Origin of the sequence: Streptomyces hamibioticus (assembly GCF_047946815.1) — a bacterium.
In the GTDB taxonomy this organism is placed as follows: Bacteria; Actinomycetota; Actinomycetes; order Streptomycetales; family Streptomycetaceae; genus Streptomyces.
Genome location: NZ_JBKKQY010000001.1, coordinates 2,450,251 through 2,470,635, shown reverse-complemented (window position 1 = coordinate 2,470,635; position 20,385 = coordinate 2,450,251). Strand labels below are relative to the sequence as shown.

20 protein-coding genes are annotated in these 20,385 nt (G+C 71.8%); 12 read left to right on the top strand and 8 right to left on the bottom strand.

Features of this window, described 5'->3' with window-relative positions:
* Positions 1–169: 169 nt before the first annotated feature.
* Positions 170–970, bottom strand: a complete 801-nt coding sequence (gene hisN / locus ACLGIH_RS10935) for a histidinol-phosphatase (RefSeq protein ID WP_416525048.1) — start codon at positions 968–970, stop codon at positions 170–172.
* Between the two features lie 142 nt (positions 971–1,112).
* On the opposite strand from hisN, the gene ACLGIH_RS10930 reads away from it, so the two are divergent.
* Positions 1,113–1,724 (top strand): TetR/AcrR family transcriptional regulator, encoded by a 612-nt coding sequence (locus ACLGIH_RS10930; protein ID WP_416525047.1) that lies wholly within the window; start codon positions 1,113–1,115, stop codon positions 1,722–1,724.
* Positions 1,725–1,736: 12 nt separating this feature from the next.
* Here ACLGIH_RS10930 and ACLGIH_RS10925 read toward each other — a convergent pair whose 3' ends face one another.
* From ACLGIH_RS10925 to ACLGIH_RS10910, 4 genes are all read right to left on the bottom strand, one after another.
* The gene (locus ACLGIH_RS10925; RefSeq protein ID WP_416525046.1) at positions 1,737–2,060 is read right to left on the bottom strand and encodes a DMT family transporter; all 324 of its coding nucleotides are present in this window, start codon (positions 2,058–2,060) and stop codon (positions 1,737–1,739) included.
* A gap of 139 nt (positions 2,061–2,199) precedes the next feature.
* Positions 2,200–3,210, bottom strand: coding sequence for a ribosome small subunit-dependent GTPase A (rsgA, locus tag ACLGIH_RS10920; protein WP_416525045.1), 1,011 nt, complete (start codon positions 3,208–3,210; stop codon positions 2,200–2,202).
* Between the two features lie 9 nt (positions 3,211–3,219).
* Positions 3,220–4,536, bottom strand: coding sequence for a 3-phosphoshikimate 1-carboxyvinyltransferase (aroA, locus tag ACLGIH_RS10915; RefSeq protein ID WP_416525044.1), 1,317 nt, complete (start codon positions 4,534–4,536; stop codon positions 3,220–3,222).
* A 126-nt stretch (positions 4,537–4,662) separates the two neighbouring features.
* Entirely contained in the window at positions 4,663–5,415 is a 753-nt protein-coding gene (locus ACLGIH_RS10910; RefSeq protein ID WP_416525043.1) for a M50 family metallopeptidase, read from the bottom strand.
* A gap of 50 nt (positions 5,416–5,465) precedes the next feature.
* Between ACLGIH_RS10910 and ACLGIH_RS10905 the strand changes: the two genes are divergently transcribed.
* The 10 genes from ACLGIH_RS10905 to ACLGIH_RS10860 all read left to right on the top strand — a co-directional run bounded on the left by ACLGIH_RS10905 (position 5,466) and on the right by ACLGIH_RS10860 (position 15,687).
* A complete protein-coding gene (locus ACLGIH_RS10905; RefSeq protein ID WP_416525042.1) occupies positions 5,466–6,281 on the top strand; it encodes an SOS response-associated peptidase in 816 nt (271 codons plus the stop codon).
* Between the two features lies 1 nt (position 6,282).
* A complete protein-coding gene (locus tag ACLGIH_RS10900; protein WP_416525041.1) occupies positions 6,283–6,930 on the top strand; it encodes an alpha/beta hydrolase family protein in 648 nt (215 codons plus the stop codon).
* A 256-nt stretch (positions 6,931–7,186) separates the two neighbouring features.
* Positions 7,187–7,870 carry an RNA polymerase sigma factor SigR gene (gene sigR, locus ACLGIH_RS10895; RefSeq protein WP_416525040.1) on the top strand — a complete coding sequence of 228 codons (684 nt, stop codon included), beginning with the start codon at positions 7,187–7,189 and terminating at the stop codon, positions 7,868–7,870.
* The gene (gene rsrA / locus ACLGIH_RS10890; RefSeq protein ID WP_416525039.1) at positions 7,867–8,178 is read left to right on the top strand and encodes a mycothiol system anti-sigma-R factor; all 312 of its coding nucleotides are present in this window, start codon (positions 7,867–7,869) and stop codon (positions 8,176–8,178) included. Before sigR ends, rsrA begins: the two co-directional genes overlap by 4 nt.
* A gap of 139 nt (positions 8,179–8,317) precedes the next feature.
* Positions 8,318–9,643 (top strand): HD-GYP domain-containing protein, encoded by a 1,326-nt coding sequence (locus ACLGIH_RS10885; RefSeq protein ID WP_416525038.1) that lies wholly within the window; start codon positions 8,318–8,320, stop codon positions 9,641–9,643.
* Positions 9,644–9,779: 136 nt separating this feature from the next.
* Positions 9,780–11,036, top strand: a complete 1,257-nt coding sequence (locus tag ACLGIH_RS10880; RefSeq protein ID WP_416525037.1) for an HD-GYP domain-containing protein — start codon at positions 9,780–9,782, stop codon at positions 11,034–11,036.
* Between the two features lie 114 nt (positions 11,037–11,150).
* Positions 11,151–12,131, top strand: coding sequence for a tetratricopeptide repeat protein (locus tag ACLGIH_RS10875; RefSeq protein ID WP_416525036.1), 981 nt, complete (start codon positions 11,151–11,153; stop codon positions 12,129–12,131).
* A 152-nt stretch (positions 12,132–12,283) separates the two neighbouring features.
* Positions 12,284–12,934, top strand: a complete 651-nt coding sequence (def, locus tag ACLGIH_RS10870) for a peptide deformylase (RefSeq protein WP_416525035.1) — start codon at positions 12,284–12,286, stop codon at positions 12,932–12,934.
* A gap of 294 nt (positions 12,935–13,228) precedes the next feature.
* Positions 13,229–14,314, top strand: a complete 1,086-nt coding sequence (cyc1, locus tag ACLGIH_RS10865) for an epi-isozizaene synthase (RefSeq protein ID WP_416525034.1) — start codon at positions 13,229–13,231, stop codon at positions 14,312–14,314.
* Entirely contained in the window at positions 14,311–15,687 is a 1,377-nt protein-coding gene (locus ACLGIH_RS10860) for a bifunctional albaflavenone monooxygenase/terpene synthase (protein ID WP_416525033.1), read from the top strand. Before cyc1 ends, ACLGIH_RS10860 begins: the two co-directional genes overlap by 4 nt.
* A 19-nt stretch (positions 15,688–15,706) precedes the next feature.
* Here ACLGIH_RS10860 and ACLGIH_RS10855 read toward each other — a convergent pair whose 3' ends face one another.
* Positions 15,707–16,672, bottom strand: a complete 966-nt coding sequence (locus ACLGIH_RS10855; RefSeq protein ID WP_416525032.1) for a GlxA family transcriptional regulator — start codon at positions 16,670–16,672, stop codon at positions 15,707–15,709.
* A 92-nt stretch (positions 16,673–16,764) separates the two neighbouring features.
* Between ACLGIH_RS10855 and ACLGIH_RS10850 the strand changes: the two genes are divergently transcribed.
* Positions 16,765–17,019 (top strand): hypothetical protein, encoded by a 255-nt coding sequence (locus ACLGIH_RS10850; protein ID WP_416525031.1) that lies wholly within the window; start codon positions 16,765–16,767, stop codon positions 17,017–17,019.
* Here the strand turns inward: ACLGIH_RS10850 and ACLGIH_RS10845 are convergent.
* Positions 16,932–17,963, bottom strand: coding sequence for a ribonucleotide-diphosphate reductase subunit beta (locus ACLGIH_RS10845; RefSeq protein WP_416525030.1), 1,032 nt, complete (start codon positions 17,961–17,963; stop codon positions 16,932–16,934). The genes ACLGIH_RS10850 and ACLGIH_RS10845 overlap by 88 nt on opposite strands.
* Positions 17,963–20,368, bottom strand: a complete 2,406-nt coding sequence (locus ACLGIH_RS10840; RefSeq protein WP_416525029.1) for a ribonucleoside-diphosphate reductase subunit alpha — start codon at positions 20,366–20,368, stop codon at positions 17,963–17,965. The genes ACLGIH_RS10845 and ACLGIH_RS10840 overlap by 1 nt, the downstream gene beginning before the upstream one ends.
* Positions 20,369–20,385 lie beyond the last annotated feature (17 nt).

Sequence of the window (20,385 nt, the reverse complement as noted above, 5' to 3'; positions counted from 1 at the left end):
CACCTCCTACGAATCCATGAGCTAGTTCATGGATTCACAAGTTCACAAGTGGGGGGACTCTCAGAGTTGCAGGTAAAGCGGGGGTCAACAAGAGGGCGCTCGGCGCCAACTTGCCGCCGCCGCGCGCCCCGCGTCGCCCGTACGCGCCCGGCCGCGCCCGCCGCGGGCCTCAGTACCGCTGGTTGAGGTAGCCGAGCAGCTCGTCGTGGAGCAGGCCGTTCGACGCCGCCGCGTTGCCGCTGTGCGGGCCGGGGCGGCCGTCGAGGCCGGTGAAGCTGCCGCCGGCCTCGGTCACGACGATCGCGTTCGCGGCCATGTCCCACAGGGACAGCTCCGGCTCGGCGCAGATGTCGACCGCGCCCTCGGCGACCATCATGTACGGCCAGAAGTCGCCGTACGCGCGCGTGCGCCACACCTCGCGGGTCAGGTCCAGGAAACCGTCCAGCCTGCCCTGTTCCTCCCAGCCGCTGAGCGAGGAGTACGCGAAGGAGGCGTCGGAGAGCCGGGAGACCCGCGAGACCTGGAGCCGGCCGGCCGAGGTCAGGCTGCGGCCGCTGAAGGCGCCGTTGCCCTTCGCGGCCCACCAGCGGCGCCCCAGGGCGGGCGCCGAGACCACGCCGACGACCGGCTGGTAGCCGCCCTCCGCCGCTTCCATCAGGGCGATCAGCGTGGCCCAGACGGGCACGCCGCGGACGTAGTTCTTGGTGCCGTCGATCGGGTCGATCACCCAGCGGCGGGGGCCGGTGCCCTCGACGCCGTACTCCTCGCCGAGGACCGCGTCGCGCGGGCGGGCGCGGGCGAGGTGACCGCGGATGAGTTCCTCGGCCGCCTTGTCGGCCTCGCTGACCGGGGTCATGTCCGGCTTCGTCTCGACCTTGAGGTCGAGGGCCTTGAAGCGGTCCATCGTCGCCGCGTCGGCGGCGTCCGCGAGGACGTGGGCGAGGCGGAGGTCGTCGAGGTAGTCCGGCATGCCGTCACCGTATCTGCCGGGATCGGTACGGAGCTACCGCGGGCCTCGCCCGGCGTTGCCCCACGCCCGGTCCCGCGAACCCTTGACAGTGCCCCCGCGCGCGTCAAACCTGTGCCCAGAGCCGCTCGCCCCGAGGGAGGCGATGATGCCTGCAGCGCGGGAATCCCTGCTCGACGCCGCGTACACGGCGCTGGCGCGCCGGCCGTGGTCGGCCGTGCGGATGGTGGACGTCGCCGCGTCGGCCGGGGTGTCCCGGCAGACCCTCTACAACGAGTTCGGCAGCAAGGAGGGGCTCGCGCGGGCACTCGTGCGCCGAGAGGCGGACGGCTATCTCGCCGGCGTCGACCGCGCGCTCGCCGGGACCGGCGACGCCCGTGAGCGGCTCACCGCGGCCGCGGAGTGGACGACGTCGGCCGCCCGCGAGAACGCGCTGGTGCGCGCCCTGCTCACCGGCTGCTGGAGCGAACGGCTGCCCGCACCGGCGCCGACCGCCGTGCCGTCCTCCTCCGTCGTCCCGGCGCAGTGCCGGGCGGACGGCCCGCTGCCCTCGCCCGGCGATCTCGTGGTCCTCGTCCGCGACCGCGCCGTGTCCGTGCTGTCCGGACCCGGCACCTCCCGGCCGGACCGCGCCGAACTGGCCCGCACCTGCGAACTCGCGGTTCGTCTCGCGCTGTCCTGCGTCGCCGCCCCGCCGGGCGAGGACGGCGTCGCCGGCCTCGTCCGCACCGCCCTGCCCCGGCAGTCGACGCCGTAGCGGGCGCACGGGTCAGTGCGCCGAGCCCGACAACTGCAGGCCGATCACACCGATGATCACCAGGCTGATCGAGACGATCTTCAGCGCCGACACCAGGTCGCCGAGGAACACCATGCCGTAGATCGCGGTGCCCGCGGCGCCGATGCCGGTCCACACCGCGTAGGCGGGGCCGACGTCGAGCCGCTTCAGGGCGAGGGTCAGCAGGCCGAAGCTGCCCAGTGCGAAGGCGGCGAAGGCGATCGTCGGCCAGAGCCGGGTGAAGCCGTGCGAGAGCTTCAAAGACACGGCGAAACCGGCTTCGAGCAACCCGGCCACTACGACCAGCAGCCACGCCATGTGTCGTCCTCCCGTAGTCCCCGTACCGTGACCGCGACCGCTTCGTCAGGCTTTGCTCGGGCGTGGATCCGGCTTGGTGCGATTATGCACTTACCGGTCTCCTGTCACGGCAAACAACCCGGAGGTCGGTCGCCTTCCTTCAGTCGCCTTCCTTCGGTTCCCGCGACGCCAGCAGCCGGCGCAGCGAGTACAGGCGGGCCGGGTCGGCGTGGCCCTCGGCCACCCAGGCGTCCAGCGCGCAGTCGGGCTCGTCGTGACTGCACGCGCGCGGGCAGTCCGCCGTGCCGGGCTCCAGGTCGGGAAAGGCGTGGATCACGCGCGACGGGTCGACGTGGGCCAGCCCGAACGACCGTACGCCGGGGGTGTCGACCACCCAGCCCTCGGCGGGCCCGAGCGGCAGCGCGAGCGCCGAGGTGGTGGTGTGCCGGCCACGGCCCGTGACCGCGTTGACGTGTCCCGTCGTACGCCGCCGCTCCTCGGACACCAGGGCGTTGACGAGGGTCGTCTTGCCCACGCCGGAGTGGCCGACGAAGGCGGTGACCTTGCCGCCCAGATGCTCGCGCACCCAGTCGGCCCCGTCGCCGCGGCCCAGTTCCTCGCGGCTGGTGACGACGTACGGGATGTCCAACGCGCCGTACAGCTCCAGCAGTTCGTCCGGCGGGGCCAGGTCCGACTTGGTCAGCACCAGCAGCGGGTCCAGGCCGCCGTCGAACGCCGCGACCAGGCAGCGGTCGATCAGGCGCGGGCGCGGCTCGGGATCGGCCAGCGCCGTGACGATCGCCAGCTGGTCGGCGTTGGCCACGACGACGCGCTCGAAGGGGTCGTCGTCGTCCGCCGTGCGGCGCAGCACCGACGTGCGCTCCTCGATGCGGACGATCCGCGCGAGCGTGTCCTTCCTGCCGGACAGGTCGCCGACCAGCGCCACCCGGTCGCCCACGACCGCCGCCTTGCGGCCCAGTTCCCGGGCCTTCATCGCCATGACCACCCGGTCCTCGACGAGGCAGGTCAGCCGGCCCCGGTCGACGGTGAGGACCATGCCCTCGGCGGCGTCCTCGTGCTTGGGCCGGATGTGCGTCCGGGGCCGGTTGCCCTTGCGGTTGGGCCGGGAGCGGATGTCGTCCTCGTCGGTGTGCTTGCCGTAGCGGCGCATGACGAACCCCTATGCCCCGAGCATCCCGGTCCACAGCTCGGGGAAGTCGGGCAGCGTCTTCGCCGTGGTCGCCACGTTCTCGATCTGCACCCCGTCGACCGCGAGGCCGATGATCGCGCCGGCCGTCGCCATGCGGTGGTCCTCGTACGTGTGGAAGATGCCGCCGTGCAGCCGGCGCGGGCGGATATGCAGGCCGTCGGCGGTCTCGGTGACATCGCCGCCGAGTTCGTTGATCTCCTTGGTGAGCGCGGCCAGCCGGTCCGTCTCGTGCAGGCGCAGATGCGCCACCCCGCGCAGTGTCGAGGGGGAGTCCGCCAGGGCGGCGACGGCCGCGATGCCCGGGGTCAGCTCGCCGACCTCGCCGAGGTCCACGTCGATGCCGTGCACGGCACCCGATCCGGTGAAGACCAACCCGTAGTCGGTCAGTTGGCAGGAACCGCCCATCTCGGTGAAGATCTCGCGCAGCCGGTCACCGGGCTGAGTGGTGCGGGCCGGCCAGTCGGGGATGACCACCTTGCCGCCGGTCACCAGGGCCGCCGCCAGGAACGGCTGGGCGTTGGACAGGTCCGGCTCGATCGTCAGGTCCCGGCCGAGCAGCGCGCCCGGCGTCACCCGCCACACGTTGGGCTCGCCGCCCGACTCGGGGGTGTCGACCTGGGCGCCGACCGAGCGCAGCATGTCGACGGTCATCCGGATGTGCGGCATCGACGGCAGTGTGGCGCCGGTGTGCCGGACCTCGACGCCCTGGTTGAAGCGCGGGCCGGACAGCAGCAGTGCGGAGACGAACTGCGACGACGAGGAGGCGTCGACCTCCACCGGACCGCCGTCCAGGGCACCGCCGCCGTGCACGGTCATCGGCAGCGCGCCGCGCCCGTCGTCGTCGATCCGGGCGCCGAGCGCGCGCAGGGCGTCGATCACGCCGTGCAGCGGGCGCTCGTACGACCGGGGGTCGCCGTCGAACCGGACGGGCCCGTCGGCCAGCGCGGCGACCGGGGGCAGGAACCGCATCACCGTGCCGGCGTTGCCGACGTCGACCGTGGCCGGGCCGCGCAGGCCGGCCGGGATCACCCGCCAGAACTCGCCGGTGCCGTCGGGGCCGACGCCCTCCTCGATGCCGATGCCCAGCTCCCGCAGGGCGCCGGCCATCAGCAGGGTGTCGCGGGAGCGCAGCGGGCGGCGCAGCCAGCCGGGCTCGGAGGCGAGGGCGGCCAGCACCAGGGCGCGGTTGGTCACCGATTTGGACCCCGGCACGTGGACCGTCGCGTCGACGGCTCCGCTCGCGTGCGGGGCGGGCCAGAGGGCGGTGTCTGCGGGGTTCGAGGCCATGGCCCCACTTTAGTGGCTGAACACGACCGGAGATCTTGATCAAATGTGGCGAAACCCGGCCGAAACGGCGACACGGGCATGTGCCCTGCATATATGCGCGGCCGTCGGGATCCCGCAGGGCGCGGCTCACACCTCCAGCAGCCAGCGCCCCCCGCCGATCAGCGAGCACAGCGACACCGCGTGGAACAGGAAGAGCCACACCCCCGCCGGCGCGTGGGTCAGCCGCGCCAGCTGGTCCGCGTCCGAGTCCCCGGCGCCACCCCGGGCCCGCTTCACCTGCAGCTCGAACGCCGGGCGCACCCCGCCGAGCAGCAGGAACCACACCACCGCGTAGGCGAACGCCGCCTGCACCTGCGGCCCGGCCAGCCACGACACCAGCAGGAAGGTGCCGCCGGTGACGATCACCGTCAGTGCGCCGTAGGCGTTGCGGATCATCACCAGCAGGGCCACCAGCAACGCCGTCGCCAGCCACAGCAGCAGCGTGATGCGTCCGGACCCGAGCAGCCCGGCGCCGCCGAGGCCGAGCAGCGGGGGAGCGGTGTAGCCGGCCGTCGCCGTCAGGATCATGCCCAGGCCGTACGGCTTGCCGCGGCTGACGGTCAGCCCGCTGGTGTCGGAGTGCAGGCGGATACCGGTCAGCGTGCGCCCGGTGAGCAGCGCCACGAGCCCGTGACCGCCTTCGTGGGCGATGGTGATGGCGTTGCGCGCCATGCGCCACGGCAGGTGCGGCACGACGACCGCGAGCGCCGCGACCAGGGTCGCGATGACCACCCACAGGTCGGGGTCGGGCTGGGTGCCGGTGATCTCGTCCCACACGGAGGCGAGTGACGCGGATGCGGTGCTGCCCAGGTGCGGGCCGCCCAGGTGTGAGCTGTCCATGTGTGGTGCGGGCCCCTCCCGTTGGCGCGGAGTCTGGCAGTGTTGCACGTATGTGCGGACGGTATGCAGCCAGTCGTGGGCCCGAGGATCTCGCAGGAATCTTTGAGATCGAGAAGTGGGAGCCCGAGGAGACCCTGGAGCCCGACTACAACGTGGCCCCCACCAAAGAGGTCCACGCCGTACTGGACCGCCCCCTGAAGGACGCGCCCGGTCCGCGCCCGGTTCGTCAGCTGCGGAAGCTGAAGTGGGGCCTGGTCCCCTCCTGGGCCAAGACGCCCGAGGGCGCCGCCCGCATGATCAACGCGCGCGCGGAGACGGTGCACGAGAAGCCGTCGTACCGCCGTGCCTTCGCCACCCGGCGCTGCATCCTGCCCGCCGACGGCTACTACGAGTGGGTCACCGGCACGCAGGAGCGGGACCTGGAGGTCGAGGGCCGCCGGAAGCGACCGCGCAAGCAGCCGTACTTCGTGACGCCGGCCGACGGGTCGGTGTTCGCGATGGCCGGGCTGTACGAGTTCTGGCGGGACAGGACACTGCCCGACGACCACCCGCAGGCCTGGTGGGCGACCTGCTCGGTGATCACCACGGACGCCGAGCGGACCCCGCTCGCGGTCGCCCCCGCCGAGGGGCCGGGGGCGCTGGCCGACATCCACCCCCGGATGCCGCTGATGCTGACCCCGGACCGGTGGGACGCGTGGCTGGACCCGGCGCGCACGGACGTCGACGACCTGATGCCGCTGCTGGCGCCGCCGCCCGCCGGGCTGATGCGGGCGTACCCCGTGGCCACGGCCGTCAGCAACGTCCGCAACAACGGGCCCGAGCTGCTGAAGGAGCTGGAGGCACCGGAAGAGGGCACACTCTTCTGATGTGACTGACGTGACGGACGTGACAACAGAGGTCGTCGAGACGGAGGCGGGCAGTGCCCGCATCACCTGGCACCCGGCGCGCGGGCCCCGGCTCGTCCTGGCCGCGAGCCACGGCGCCGGCGGCGGCATCGAGGCCCGCGACCTCCGGGCGATCGCACGGGCGCTGCCCGCCCACGGCGTGACCGTCGCCCTGGTCGAGCAGCCCTGGCGGGTGGCCGGCAAGAAGCTGGCGCCCGCGCCGAAGACCCTGGACACCGGCTGGCGGGGCGTCTGGCCCGCGCTGGCCGGCCCCGGTCTGCCGGTGGTCTCCGCGGGCCGCAGCGCCGGCGCCCGCGTCGCCTGCCGCACGGCCGGCGAGCTGGGCGCCCACGCCGTCCTCGCCCTGAGCTTCCCGCTCCACCCGCCGGGCAGGCCCGAGAAGTCCCGCGCCGGGGAACTGCTCGGAACCGGCGTGCCCACCCTCGTCGTCCAGGGCGGCAACGACCCCTTCGGCAAGCCGGAGGAGTTCCCTGAGGGCGCGTACGAACTGGTCGAGGTGGCGCACGGCGACCACGGCTTCGCCGTGCCGAAACGAGCCCCGATCGGGCAGGACGAGGCGCTGGCGGTGATCACCGACGCCGTCGTGGCGTGGGCCGGGTCACTCGGGTGAACGCCGGGAATGACCCGGAACCGTGTGGCGTTGTGGCGTGCGTACGTTGCTGAAACTCAGCACCGACGCCGTGGGAGAGGGAGTCCGCCGCATGGGTTCGATCTACTGCCCGAGCCGCAGCAGCCGCACTGACCTGGACTGGACGGTGCTGCACGCGGCCAAGACCGCTCCTATTCGGGCGGCGGGCGGACCGGATCGTCGTCTATCCTCCGATTCTGGCGGGACCGCCACCGGTCCTGAGCAGACTCTTGAGGAGGTGGGTCCGGTCACCGGTACCGACGCAGGGACCGAGAACGGCCAGGCGGAGCAGCCCGAGGGCCGGGGCACGAGTGCGGAGACGACCGCGGAGCGCAGCGCGCGCTTCGAGCGGGACGCGCTCGAGTTCCTCGACCAGATGTACTCGGCGGCCTTGCGCATGACGCGCAACCCCGCCGACGCCGAGGACCTGGTGCAGGAGACCTACGCCAAGGCGTACGCGTCGTTCCACCAGTTCCGCGAAGGCACCAACCTCAAGGCGTGGCTGTACCGGATCCTCACCAACACCTTCATCAACTCCTACCGCAAGAAGCAGCGCGAACCGCAGCGCAGCGCGGCCGAGGAGATCGAGGACTGGCAGCTCGCCCGCGCCGAGTCGCACATGTCGACGGGTCTGCGCTCCGCGGAGTCGCAGGCGCTCGACCACCTGCCCGACTCGGACGTGAAGGAAGCGCTCCAGGCGATCCCCGAGGAGTTCCGCATCGCCGTGTACCTGGCCGACGTCGAGGGCTTTGCGTACAAGGAGATCGCGGACATCATGGGGACACCCATCGGTACGGTGATGTCCCGGCTGCACCGGGGCCGCCGTCAGCTGCGCGGCATGCTCGAGGACTATGCCCGCGAGCGGGGACTGGTCCCGGCCGGCGCCGGAGAGTCGAACGAAGCGAAAGGCTCGGGCTCATGAGCTGCGGAGAGCCGCACGAGACGGACTGCAGTGAGGTCCTGGACCATCTGTACGAGTTCCTCGACAGTGAGATGCCGGACGTCGATCGCGAGAAGTTCCAGCACCACTTCGAGGAATGCTCGCCGTGCCTGGAGAAGTACGGCCTGGAGCAGGCCGTGAAGAAGCTGGTCAAGCGCTGCTGCGGCCATGACGACGTACCGGGCGACCTGCGGGCCAAGGTCATGGGGCGGATCGACCTGATCCGCTCCGGACAGACCGTGCCCGAGCACGACGTCACGGCGTCCCCGGCGACGCCGCAGGAGTCGTAGCTCCCCCTCGCGGAGACAGACCCCTCGCGGACAGACCCCTCGCGCATCACTCGAACGTGCTAATCCGCGGGTTATCGGCCCGCCTGCCTCCCCCGCCTCCCTAGGCTCCGAGCCTGACGGACCTGGCCGGGGAGGGCACATGGAGGCGGTACCGCCACGGGCGCGTGTCTACGTCGCCGGTGTGGCCGTCGCCGCCCTGATCTGCCTGTCCCCCCTGTCGGCGGTGCACACGCCCTGGTGGGCGGTGCTGCTGCTCGCCGTGGTGTACGCCGGGTGCGAGCACGCCGCCCGTCGGCGCTGCGCCGGGACCTGCTACCCCGTCCTGCTCGCCGGGGCGTTTCTGCTGCCGGCGCCGGCCGCCGCGCTCGTCCCGCTGCCGGCGGCGCTGCTCTCCCCCGTGACGCAAGGGGCGTCGGCGCTGCGCCGGACCTGGCGGGCCGCGCAGCTCGCGCTCGCCGTGTGGGCCGCGGCCCGGGTGCACTGGGAACTCGGTGGGCGGGACGCCGTGGTGGCACCCGACTTCCCGTACGCGCTGCTGCCGGCCGGGGCCGCGGTGCTGGCCTTCTGCCTGGTGCTGACCGTCCTCGACGGCGGCATCCTGGCGTTGGCGGAGCGAGTGCCGGTACGCCGGGCGTGGCGGGGACTGCTCGGGCGTTCGCTCGCCCCGATCGCCGTGCACGGGCTCGCCGGGCTGATGATGGCCGTGCTGTGGCGCAGCCCGTACGGGCCCGTCGCCGCCCTGCTGGTGCTGCTGCCGATGTGCGTGGCCTGGTGGGCGTTCGCCCAGTACAACCGGGAGCAGGCCGCGCACCAGGCGACGATCCGCGCGCTGGTGCAGGCCGTCGACATCAAGGACGGGTACACCCGCGGGCACAGCGAGCGGGTCGGCCAGGCGTCCATGATGATCGCCCGTGAGCTGGGCATGGACGACGAGCGGGTGGAGGTGCTCCGCTTCGCCGGGATCCTGCACGACGTGGGCAAGCTCGGGGTGCCCACCCGGCTGCTGCGCAAGGACGGGCCGCTCACCGCGGACGAGCGGCGGGTGATCGAGCTGCACCCCGAGTACGGGCACGAGATGGTGCGCGGCATCCGCTTCCTCGGCGAGGCCCGGGCCGCCGTGCTGCACCACCACGAACGGCTGGACGGCAGCGGCTACCCCTACGGCCTGGTCGGCAGCCAGATCCCGGAGTCCGCCCGGGTGGTCGCCGTCGCCGACGCCTTCGACGCGATGACCTCCACCCGCTCCTACCGCAGGGCCCGGCCCGTCGCGGCGGCCGTGGCGGAGCTGAAGCGGTGCGCGGGCGCCCAGTTCGACCCGCGGATGGTCGCGGCCCTGGTGCGCTCGCTGGACAGGTACGGCTGGCACCCGAAGGTGACGGCCGACGGCGCGGAGTCCGGCCCGGTCGTGCCGTCCACCAGACCCGCCACCGGGCGGCGGGACAGTGTGGGAAGGGGGGTGTCATGACGTCTCGCCGGCCGCCCTTCGCGGCGGCCGAACGGGCACACCGGGGTCCCGGACGGGCCGCGAGGACGTCGTGCACGCAGGGCCGTCCCCGCGTGCCGTGCGGCGGACGGAGGGACGGCGCCGGACGGAGCGCGCCATGACGTCGTCGCGGTCCCCGGTCGTCCCGTTGCTGATCCACACCGGCGCGGGCGGCGTCGCACTGGTCTGCTTCGTCTGGGTGCTGTGGACCGGACTCGCCGAGCGGCCCGTCGCCCTGGCCTTCGGCGCGCTGATCGCGCTCGGCGAGCTGATCCGCCGCCCCGGCGCCGAGGTGCGGGAGGACGCGCCGCTCGGGACCGCCGGGGCGCTGTCGTACGCCCTGCTGGGGGAGAACGCCGGGCAGCCCACCGAGCACGGCGTCACCCAGACCGTCACCGTCGTGCTCGCCGCCTCGCTGCTCGGCAGCGTGCCGCACATCGCGCGGGGCCCCGGGACCGGCCTCGACCACCTCGACCGCCTCGCGCGCCGGGTGCTCACCGTCGCCTTCGCCGCCGTGTGCTTCCAGCCGCTGTTCAACGCCGGCGCCTTCCGCGACCTGGACGGCCACGCCTACGCCCTGCTGCTGCTCGTCCTGCTCACCCTGACCGCCCTGTGCGACGCCGTGCTGGCCGCGGCGCCCGCGCACGCCCGCACCGGCTGGCCGTTCGGCCCGCTGCTGCGCGAGGAACTGCGGAGCATGGGCGGGATCACCTCCGCGGTGTGCGCCACCGGCGCGGTGATGGCGCTCGCGGTGGCCGTCGTGGGGCTGTGGGCGCTGCCCGTCTTCTCCGTGCCCCTGCTGCTCACCCAACTGTCCTACCGGCGCTACGCGGCCGTCCGCGCCACCTACCGGCAGACCATCGCCTCGCTGGCCCGGGCCACCGAGATAGCCGGGTACACGCCGACCGGGCACGCCCGCCGGGTCGCCGCGCTGAGCGGGGCCGTCGGGCGGGACCTGGGACTGTCCGGGCCCGAGCTGACCGTGCTGGAGTACGCCGCCCTGATGCACGACATCGGGCAGCTCAGCCTGGTCGACCCGGTCCCGGCGGGTGCCACCGCCGGCCTGCCCGCCGCCGAACAGCGCCGGATCGCGCTGCTCGGCGGTGCCGTCGTGCGCCAGACCGGTGTCGACCCCGCCGTGGCGGTGGTCGTCGAGCGGCAGGCCGACCCCTACCACGAGCAGCCGGTCGCCGCCCGGATCGTGCGGGCGGTGAACGCCTACGAGGAGAAGGCGCGGGACGCCGGGCCCGGCGGGGCCCTCGCCGTACTGGAGGAGCTGCGGCTGGGCACCGCCGGCGACTACGCTCCCGACGTCGTGGAATCCCTGGCCCGGGTGCTGTCCCGGGGCTGTCTTACCTCCCGTGTGGTTGGGTAACCCATGGGTAATGAGCGCCCCTCCAGTCGTACGTGGTTTGATGCGCAGGAGAGGGTGTCCGGGGGCGCAGAAAGGCACAGCCAGCCCACTCCACGGAACTGGCAGGCGGGAATCGTGAGGATCTTCGGCAAGGGACGGCACCGGCCCTCCGCCTCCTGGCGGCAGGCCACCGACCGTGCGTTCACGCTGATCGGCGACGGTCGCTACGAGGACGCGGGGGCACTGCTGACGCGGGCCGCCGATCTGGAGCCCTGGCTGTCGGAGTCGTGGTTCAACCTGGCGCTGCTGCACAAGTTCCGGCACGACTGGGAGCAGGCGCGTACGGCCGGTCTGCGGGCCGTCGCGCTGCTCGACCGGGACACCGGGGCGCCCGACTGGTGGAACGTCGGCATCGCCGCGACCGCCCTGCAGGACTGGCCGCTGGCCCGGCGGGCCTGGCAGGCGTACGGGCTGCGGATGCCCGGCGGCGCCACGGAATCCGGTGAGCCGGGCGGCATGGAGCTGGGCAGCGCGGCCGTACGGCTGTCCCCCGAGGGCGAGGCCGAAGTGGTGTGGGGGCGGCGGCTGGACCCCGCCCGGATCGAGGTGCTGTCGATCCCGCTGCCGTCCTCGGGGCGGCGCTGGGGCGAGGTCGTCCTGCACGACGGGGTGCCGCACGGCGAGCGGACCACCGCGGCCGGGCACGCCTACCCCGTCTTCGACGAGATCGAGCTGTGGGCGCCGTCGCCCGTGCCCACCTGGGTGGTGCTGCTGGAGGCCGCCACCGAGGACGACCGGGACGCCCTGGAGCAGCTGGCCGCCGACGCGGGCTTCGCGGCCGAGGACTGGTCGTCGTCCGTGCGGCTGCTGTGCCGGATGTGCTCGGAGTCCCGGATGCCGTCGGACGAGGGCGACGGCGAGCACCTCGACCCGCACGACCACAGCGAGCCCGGGCATCCCGGGCCGCTCGGCCACCGGACCGACGGGCAGCTGTGGGTGCCGGAGCGGGAGTGCGGGGTTGCCGCGCCGGCTTCCCTGGTACGGGGGTTGCTGGACGGGTGGGTGGCGGACAGCCCGGATTCCCGCGACTGGCGGGATCTGGAAGAGGTCTGCTGATCGCGTGAGCCGGCCGCGGGTCCGATGCGCCCGGCCGCGCCCCTGCGGCGGAGCCGCCCGGGACACGGTCCCGGGCCCTTCCGGGGCGCGGCTCCACGTACCCTGTATCCAACATCCACCCCCGGTTTCATTCAGAGAGGCGTACGTCGGTCATGGCGCAGCAGGACACCGATCAGCAGAACGCGGGCGTGCTCCCGGTGGACGACGAGGGGTACGTCATCGACACGGAGGACTGCGAGGAGCGCGAGACCGCGTGGCGTGAGCGCGGCACCTCCCGGCCGATCACGGTGGTCGGCAACCCGGTGCTGCACAAGGAGTGCAAGGACGTCACCGACTTCGGCGACGAGTTCCAGCAGCTGGTCGCCGACATGTTCGCCAGCCAGCGCACCGCCGAGGGCGTGGGCCTGGCCGCCAACCAGATCGGCGTCGACCTGAAGGTCTTCGTCTACGACTGCCCCGATGACGAGGGCGTCCGGCACGTCGGCGTGGTCTGCAACCCCAAGCTGGTCGAACTCCCCGCGGACCGGCGGCGCCTGGACGACAGCAACGAGGGCTGCCTGTCCGTGCCCACCGCCTACGTGTCGCTGGCCCGGCCCGACTACGCCGAGGTGACCGGGCAGGACGAGAAGGGCAACCCGATCAAGGTGCGCGGCACCGGCTACTTCGCACGGTGTTTGCAGCACGAGACGGACCACCTCTACGGGTACCTGTACATCGACCGCCTCTCCAAGCGCGAACGCAAGGACGCGCTGCGGCAGATGGCCGAGAACGAACCGCGCTACCCCGTGGTCGCCAACGACTGACGACACCACCGGGTCCGCTTCCGCCTCACCAACCCCCTTGCCCACGGCGTCCGTTCGGGTCTCCCGAACGGACGTCGTTCGTCTGTCCGTCGCACGTTCGATCCCCACTGCTCCCTTGGTGATCGGAAACCTGTCACACAACAGGAGAATCCCGGCACCTCGGGGTAGTGAATGGAGCAAATCCATTCCCAGAACGGTCAGTTGTGGTGCTGAATGGGAGTGCGGGGATACGCAACGGCGCACGCCCCGCTCAGCGGGAGGGGTGCGCCATCGGCGGCTGAGAGGGGTTTGTTCGTGCATGGTTTCTCACACGGCACCACAGCGACACCGACGGCGATCGCAGTACCACCGTCGCTCCGTCTGCCGTTGATCGAGGCAGCGTTTCCCCGGCAGCTCCACGCCTATTGGCCAAGGCTCCAGGAGAAGACCCGTAACTGGCTGCTCGAAAAGCGGCTGATGCCGGCGGACAAGGTGGAGGAATATGCCGATGGCCTGTGCTACACGGACCTCATGGCCGGCTACTACCTGGGCGCCCCCGACGAGGTGCTCCAGGCGATAGCGGACTACAGCGCCTGGTTCTTCGTCTGGGACGACCGGCACGACCGCGACATCGTGCACGGCCGGCCCGTGGCCTGGCGGCGGCTGCGGGACCGGCTGCACACGGCCCTCGACTCCCCCGAGGACCACCTGCACCACGAGGACACCCTGGTCGCGGGGCTGGCCGACAGCGTGCGCCGGCTGTACTCGTTCCTGCCGGCCACCTGGAACGCCCGCTTCGCCCGGCACTTCCACGCGGTGATCGAGGCGTACGACCGTGAGTTCCACAACCGCAGCCACGGCATCGTCCCGGGTGTGCAGGAGTACCTGGAACTGCGCCGGCTCACGTTCGCGCACTGGATATGGACCGACCTGCTGGAGCCGAGCGCGGGGTGCGAACTCCCGGACTCCGTGCGGAAACACCCGGCATACCGGCGGGCCGCGCTGCTGAGCCAGGAATTCGCCGCCTGGTACAACGACCTCTGTTCGCTGCCGAAGGAGATAGCGGGCGACGAGGTGCACAATCTGGGAATCAGTCTCATCACTCATGAGGGGCTGACCCTCGAAGAGGCGATCGTGGAAATCCGGCGACGCGTCGAGGAATGTATATCCGAATTCCTCGTCGCCGAACGGGACGCCTTACGGCTCGCCGGCGAACTCGCCGACGGAACGGTGCGAGGAAAAGAACTGTGCGTCGCGGTGCGAACATGCGTGGGCAATATGCGGAACTGGTTCAGTTCCGTCTACTGGTTCCACCACGAGTCCGGCCGGTACATGGTCGACGCCTGGGACGACCGATCCACGCCCCCGTACGTCAACAACGAAGCGGCAGGTGAGAAATGACCGTCGAGTCCGCACACCCCGAGACCCGGGACGGCCGGACGGGTGCACTGCGCGAACCCCCCGTGGCGGGCGGCGGCGTCCCGCTGCTCGGCCACGGCTGGAAGCTGGTCCGCGACCCGCTGGCCTTCATGTCCCAGCTGCGCGACCACGGGGACGTCGTCCGGCTCAAGCTCGGCCCGAAGACGGTGTACGCCGTCACCACGCCGTCCCTCACCGGGGAGCTGGCGCTGAGCCCCGACTACATCATCGCCGGCCCGCTCTGGGAGTCCCTGGAGGACCTGCTCGGCAAGGAGGGCGTGGCCACCGCCAACGGCGCGCTGCACCGGCGTCAGCGGCGCACCATCCAGCCCGCCTTCCGGCTGGACGCCATCCCCGCGTACGGGCCGATCATGGCCGAGGAGGCCGACGCGCTGGTGGAGCGCTGGCGCTCCGGGCAGGTGCTGGACGTCACCGCCGAGTCGTTCCGGGTGGCCGTCCGGGTCGCCGCGCGCTGTCTGATGCGCGGCAGCTACATGGACGCCCGCGCCGAGCGCATATGCACCGCGCTCGCCACCCTCTTCAGCGGCATGTACCAGCGCATGGTCGTCCCGCTCGGACCGCTTTATAAGGTGCCGCTTCCGGCCAACCGCGAATTCAACCGGGCACTGGCCGATTTGCACCTCCTGGTGGACGAGATCATCGCCGACCGACGGGCAAGCGGTCAAAAGCCGGACGATTTGCTGACGGCTTTGCTGGACGCGACGGACGAGAATGGCGAGCCCATCGGGGAACAGGAGATCCACGATCAGGTCATCGCCATACTCACTCCCGGAAGTGAAACCGTCGGTTCCGTGATCATGTCCCTCCTCCTGGTTCTCACCGAGCACCCGGAACTCGGGGACAAGATCCGCGACGAGGTGAAAGCGGTTGTCGGCGACCGTCCGGTCGCATTCGAGGACGTCCGGAAGCTGACGTACACCGCGAATGTGGTCGTCGAGACGATGCGGCTGTATCCGGCGGTCTGGATACTGACGCGCCGCACGGTGCGGGAGGTCGAGCTGGGCGGATTCCGCATTCCGGAAGGAGCGGACGTCATTTACAGCCCGTACGCCATCCAGCGGGACCGGAGGTCCTATGACCGGCACGAGGAGTTCGACCCCGACCGCTGGCTGCCGGGGCGGGCCAAGGAGGTGCCCAAGTACGCGATGAGCCCGTTCAGCGTCGGCAACCGCAAGTGCCCGAGCGACCACTTCTCGATGGCGGAGCTGACGCTGATCACCGCGGCGATCGCGGCGAACTACCGGTTCGAGCAGGCACCCGGCTCCGATCCCCGGCCCCGCATCGGCATCACGCTGCGCCCCCGCCGCCTGCTGCTGCGGGCCCTGCCGCGCTGACCGGCCCCCCGGCGCGCGGTCAGGCGGCCTGCGGGCCCCTGAACGTGCGCCGGTAGGCGTGCGGGGTGGTGCCCAGCGTCCGGAGGAACTGGTGCCGCAGCGCCGCCGCCGTGCCGAAACCCGTGCGCCAGGCGATGGTGTCCATCGTCTCGTCCGTCGCCTCCAGCAGCTGCTGCGCCAGCAGCACCCGCTGGCGCAGCAGCCAGCGGTACGGAGTCGTGCCCGTCTCCTGCTGGAAGCGGCGGGCGAAGGTGCGCGGGGACATGTGGGCGCGCTCGGCCAGCTGCTCGACCGTGACCTCCTGGTCGAGGTTCTGCTCCATCCAGGCCAGCACCTCGCCCACGGTGTCGCAGGAGGAGCGCGGCAGCGGCCGCTCGATGTACTGCGCCTGCCCGCCGTCCCGGTGCGGCGGTACGACCATCCGCCGGGCGATCTTGTTGGCGACCTCGGTGCCCTGCTCCTTGCGGACCAGGTGCAGACAGGCGTCGATCCCGGCGGCCGTGCCGGCCGAGGTGATCACCGGGTCCTCGTCCACGTAGAGCACGTCCGCCTCGACCCTGACCCGCGGGTACTGCCGGGCCAGCTCGCTCGCGTGGTGCCAGTGGGCCGCGCAGCGCCGCCCGTCCAGCAGACCGGCGGCGCCCAGCACGAAGACCCCGGAGCACACGCTGAGCACGCGCGCCCCGCGGTCCACGGCCCGGCGCAGGGCGTCCAGCAGCTCGGACGGGTACTCCCGGCGGGCGTAGTCGTTCCCGGCCGGCACGGTGATCAGGTCGGCCTCCTCCAGCCGGTCCAGGCCGTACGGCGTGGAGACGGTCAGCCCGCCGACGTGGGTGCCCAGCGCCGGGCCCTCCGCCGAGACCACGGCGAAGTCGTAGACCGGCAGTCCGTCCTCGCTGCGGTCGATGCCGAAGACCTCGCAGACGACCCCGAGTTCGAAGGGATGCACCCCGTCCAGCAGGACGGTGGCCACGTTTTTCAGCATGCCGCCAGTGTGCCTCGCAAGTGGCAGGAAATCGAGGTGTTACGGCAGTCCTGCCACTCCCGGTAAGGAGTATCCGGCGCGACAGTGGTGTCATGACCGGAAACCAGATCGAAGCCCTGATCGGAATGCTCGTGACCTTCGGACTCCTCGTCCTTCTGGTCCTCCCCTCGGTGATCGGCATCGCGCGCGACCGGCGCATCGACCGTCAGCTCAGGGAGGCCCGGAGGGACGACCGGGAGGGAGAGGAGATGCGGCGGCCTCAGAACTCCTCGTCCAGGTCGACGGTGCCCTCCACCGCCACCTGGTACGCCGAGGGACGCCGTTCGAAGAAGTTGGTCAGCTCCTGAACGCCCTGGAGCTCCATGAAGGAGAAGGGGTTCTCGGAGCCGTACACCGGGGCGAAGCCGAGGCGCGTCAGGCGCTGGTCGGCGACGCACTCCAGGTACTGCCGCATCGAGTCGGTGTTCATGCCCGGGAGGCCGTCACCGCACAGGTCGCGCGCGAACTGCAGCTCGGCCTCGACGGCCTCCCTCAGCATGTCGGTGACCTGCTGCCGGAGCTGGTCGTCGAACAGTTCCGGCTCCTCCTTGCGCACGGTGTCGACCACGTCGAAGGCGAAGGACATGTGCATCGTCTCGTCGCGGAACACCCAGTTGGTGCCGGTGGCCAGGCCGTGCAGCAGGCCCCGGCTGCGGAACCAGTAGACGTAGGCGAAGGCGCCGTAGAAGAACAGGCCCTCGATGCACGCCGCGAAGCAGATGAGGTTCAGCAGGAAGCGGCGCCGGTCGGACCGGGTCTCCAGCCGGTCGATCTCCTCCACCGAGTCCATCCACGTGAAGCAGAACCCGGCCTTCTCGCGGATCGACGGGATGTTCTCCACGGCCGCGAAGGCGGCGGTCCGGTCGTCCGGGTCGGGGAGGTAGGTGTCGAGCAGTGTCAGATAGAACTGGACGTGCACGGCCTCCTCGAACAGCTGACGGCTCAGGTACAGCCGCGCCTCGGGGGAGTTGATGTGCTTGTAGAGGGTCAGCACCAGGTTGTTCGCGACGATCGAGTCGCCCGTCGCGAAGAAGGCGACGAGGCGCCCGATGAGGTGCTGCTCCTCGGGGCTGAGCTTCGCCAGGTCGGCGACGTCCGAGTGGAGGTCGACCTCCTCCACGGTCCAGGTGTTCTTGATGGCGTCCCGGTAGCGCTCGTAGAAGTCCGGGTAGCGCATGGGGCGCAGGGTGAGTTCGAAGCCGGGGTCGAGCAGGTGCTTCCGCGTGGGGGCGGCGGGGGTCTCGGTGGTCATCACTGGCAGGCCTCGCAGGACTCGGGGTTTTCCAGGGAGCAGGCGACCGCCTCGGGGTCCGGGGCCGCCTGGGCGGGGACGGTGGCGCGGGCCGCGCGGGCGATGCGGGTCGCCGGGCGGGAGCGCAGGTAGTACGTCGTCTTCAGCCCGGACTTCCAGGCGTAGGCGTACATCGAGGAGAGCTTGCCGATGGTCGGCGTCTCCAGGAACAGGTTCAGCGACTGGGCCTGGTCCAGGAACGCCGTACGCGCGGCGGCCATGTCGATCAGGCCGCGCTGCGGGATCTCCCACGCCGTGCGGTACAGCCTGCGCACGTCCTCGGGGATCCAGGTGAACTCCTGCACCGAGCCGTTGGCCTCGCGCAGCGCCTCCCGGGTGCGGGCGTCCCAGACGCCGAGCCGCTTGAGGTCGTCCACCAGGTAGGAGTTGACCTGGAGGAACTCTCCCGACAGCGTCTCGCGCTTGAACAGGTTGGACACCTGCGGCTCGATGCACTCGTAGGCGCCGGCGATCGAGGCGATCGTGGCGGTGGGCGCGATGGCCAGCAGCAGGGAGTTGCGCATGCCGACGGCGGCGATCCGCTCGCGCAGCGCGTCCCAGCGCTCCGGCCAGGTCAGTTCCACGTCGTAGTGGTCGGGGTGCAGCACGCCCCGCGCGGTGCGGGTCCGGTCCCAGGCCGGCAGCGGGCCGTTGCGCTCGGCGAGGCCGGCGGACGCCTCGTAGGCGGCGAGCATGATCCGCTCGGCGATCCGGGTGGACAGCGCCTTGGCCTCCGGCGAGTCGAAGGGCAGCCGCAGCCGGAAGAAGACGTCCTGGAGGCCCATGGCGCCGAGGCCCACCGGGCGCCACCTGGCGTTGGAGCGGCCGGCCTGCTCGGTCGGGTAGTAGTTGATGTCGACCACGCGGTCCAGGAAGGTGACGGCGGTGCGGACGGTGGCGTCCAGCCGTTCCCAGTCGATGTCCCCGGCGGCCGGGTCGACGAACGCGCCGAGGTTGACCGAGCCCAGGTTGCAGACCGCGGTCTCGTCGTCGCTGGTGACCTCCAGGATCTCCGTGCAGAGGTTGGAGGAGTGGATGACGTGGCCAGGCTCCGCCGTCTGGTTGGCGGTGCGGTTGGCGGCGTCCTTGAAGGTCATCCAGCCGTTGCCGGTCTGCGCGAGGGCGCGCATCATCCGGCCGTACAGCTCCCGGGCGGGCAGCGTCTTCTTCGCCAGCCCCTTGCGCTCCGCCTCGCGGTAGGCGGCGTCGAACGCCTCGCCCCACAGGTCCACCAGCTCGGGCACGTCCGACGGGGAGAACAGCGACCACTGCTCGTCGGCGGCGACCCGGCGCATGAACTCGTCCGGGACCCAGTGCGCGAGGTTGAGGTTGTGGGTGCGCCGGGCGTCCTCGCCGGTGTTGTCGCGCAGTTCCAGGAACTCCTCGATGTCGGAGTGCCAGGTCTCCAGGTAGACCGCGGCGGCACCCTTGCGCCGGCCGCCCTGGTTCACGGCGGCGACCGAGGCGTCGAGGGTCTTCAGGAACGGGACGATGCCGTTGGAGTGCCCGTTGGTGCCGCGGATCAGCGAACCGCGGCTGCGGATGCGGGAGTAGGACAGGCCGATGCCGCCGGCGTGCTTGGAGAGGCGGGCGACCTGGTGGTAGCGCTCGTAGATGGAGTCCAGCTGGTCCTCGGGGGAGTCCAGGAGGTAGCAGGACGACATCTGGGGGTGCCGGGTGCCGGAGTTGAAGAGGGTGGGGGAGGAGGGGAGGTAGTCCAGGCGGCTCATCAGGCCGTAGAGCGCGGCGACCTCGTCCACCGAGTGGGCGGAGTCGTCCTCGGCGAGGCCGGCCGCGACGCGCAGCAGGAAGTGCTGGGGCGTCTCGACGACCTTGCGCGTGACCGGGTGCCGGAGCAGATAGCGGCTGTGCAGCGTGCGCAGCCCGAAGTAGCCGAACCGGTCGTCGGCCGCCGGGTCGACCAGGGCGTCCAGGCGCGCGGCGTGCAGCCGGACGAACGCGGCGGTGCGGTCGGCGATCAGGCCCTCGCGGTGGCCGACGGCGACGGAGTCGGTGAACGTCACCACGCCCTGGGAAGCGGCCTCGGCGCGGATGCCGATGGTCAGCAGCCGGGCGGCCAGCCGGGAGTAGACCGGGTCCTCCGAGATCAGGCCGGCCGCGGCCTCGGTGGCCAGCTCACGCAGCTCGGACTCGTCCGCGTGGGCGGACCGGCCGCGCAGCGCGGCGGCGGCGACCCGGCCGGGGTCGGCGTCGGGGAGGTCGGCGGTCAGCTCGGTCAGGGTCCGCAGCAGCGCGGCACCGGGCCCGTCGGGTTCCTCGGTCACCGGCGTCGGCGAAGCCGTCACCGGGGACGCCGAAGCGGTCACCGGGGTCGCTGAAGCCGGGTCGGCTGGCGCGATGGTCACGTGGAGCACTCCCTCGC

What these genes read in the sequence shown, in the direction of transcription:
- hisN (WP_416525048.1), bottom strand. Translation starts at nt 970, where the DNA reads ATGCCGGACTACCTCGACGACCTCCGCCTCGCCCACGTCCTCGCGGAC.
- ACLGIH_RS10930 (WP_416525047.1), top strand. Translation starts at nt 1,113, where the DNA reads ATGATGCCTGCAGCGCGGGAATCCCTGCTCGACGCCGCGTACACGGCG.
- ACLGIH_RS10925 (WP_416525046.1), bottom strand. Translation starts at nt 2,060, where the DNA reads ATGGCGTGGCTGCTGGTCGTAGTGGCCGGGTTGCTCGAAGCCGGTTTC.
- rsgA (WP_416525045.1), bottom strand. Translation starts at nt 3,210, where the DNA reads ATGCGCCGCTACGGCAAGCACACCGACGAGGACGACATCCGCTCCCGG.
- aroA (WP_416525044.1), bottom strand. Translation starts at nt 4,536, where the DNA reads ATGGCCTCGAACCCCGCAGACACCGCCCTCTGGCCCGCCCCGCACGCG.
- ACLGIH_RS10910 (WP_416525043.1), bottom strand. Translation starts at nt 5,415, where the DNA reads ATGGACAGCTCACACCTGGGCGGCCCGCACCTGGGCAGCACCGCATCC.
- ACLGIH_RS10905 (WP_416525042.1), top strand. Translation starts at nt 5,466, where the DNA reads ATGTGCGGACGGTATGCAGCCAGTCGTGGGCCCGAGGATCTCGCAGGA.
- rsrA (WP_416525039.1), top strand. Translation starts at nt 7,867, where the DNA reads ATGAGCTGCGGAGAGCCGCACGAGACGGACTGCAGTGAGGTCCTGGAC.
- ACLGIH_RS10885 (WP_416525038.1), top strand. Translation starts at nt 8,318, where the DNA reads ATGGAGGCGGTACCGCCACGGGCGCGTGTCTACGTCGCCGGTGTGGCC.
- ACLGIH_RS10880 (WP_416525037.1), top strand. Translation starts at nt 9,780, where the DNA reads ATGACGTCGTCGCGGTCCCCGGTCGTCCCGTTGCTGATCCACACCGGC.
- def (WP_416525035.1), top strand. Translation starts at nt 12,284, where the DNA reads ATGGCGCAGCAGGACACCGATCAGCAGAACGCGGGCGTGCTCCCGGTG.
- ACLGIH_RS10860 (WP_416525033.1), top strand. Translation starts at nt 14,311, where the DNA reads ATGACCGTCGAGTCCGCACACCCCGAGACCCGGGACGGCCGGACGGGT.
- ACLGIH_RS10855 (WP_416525032.1), bottom strand. Translation starts at nt 16,672, where the DNA reads ATGCTGAAAAACGTGGCCACCGTCCTGCTGGACGGGGTGCATCCCTTC.
- ACLGIH_RS10850 (WP_416525031.1), top strand. Translation starts at nt 16,765, where the DNA reads ATGACCGGAAACCAGATCGAAGCCCTGATCGGAATGCTCGTGACCTTC.
- ACLGIH_RS10845 (WP_416525030.1), bottom strand. Translation starts at nt 17,963, where the DNA reads ATGACCACCGAGACCCCCGCCGCCCCCACGCGGAAGCACCTGCTCGAC.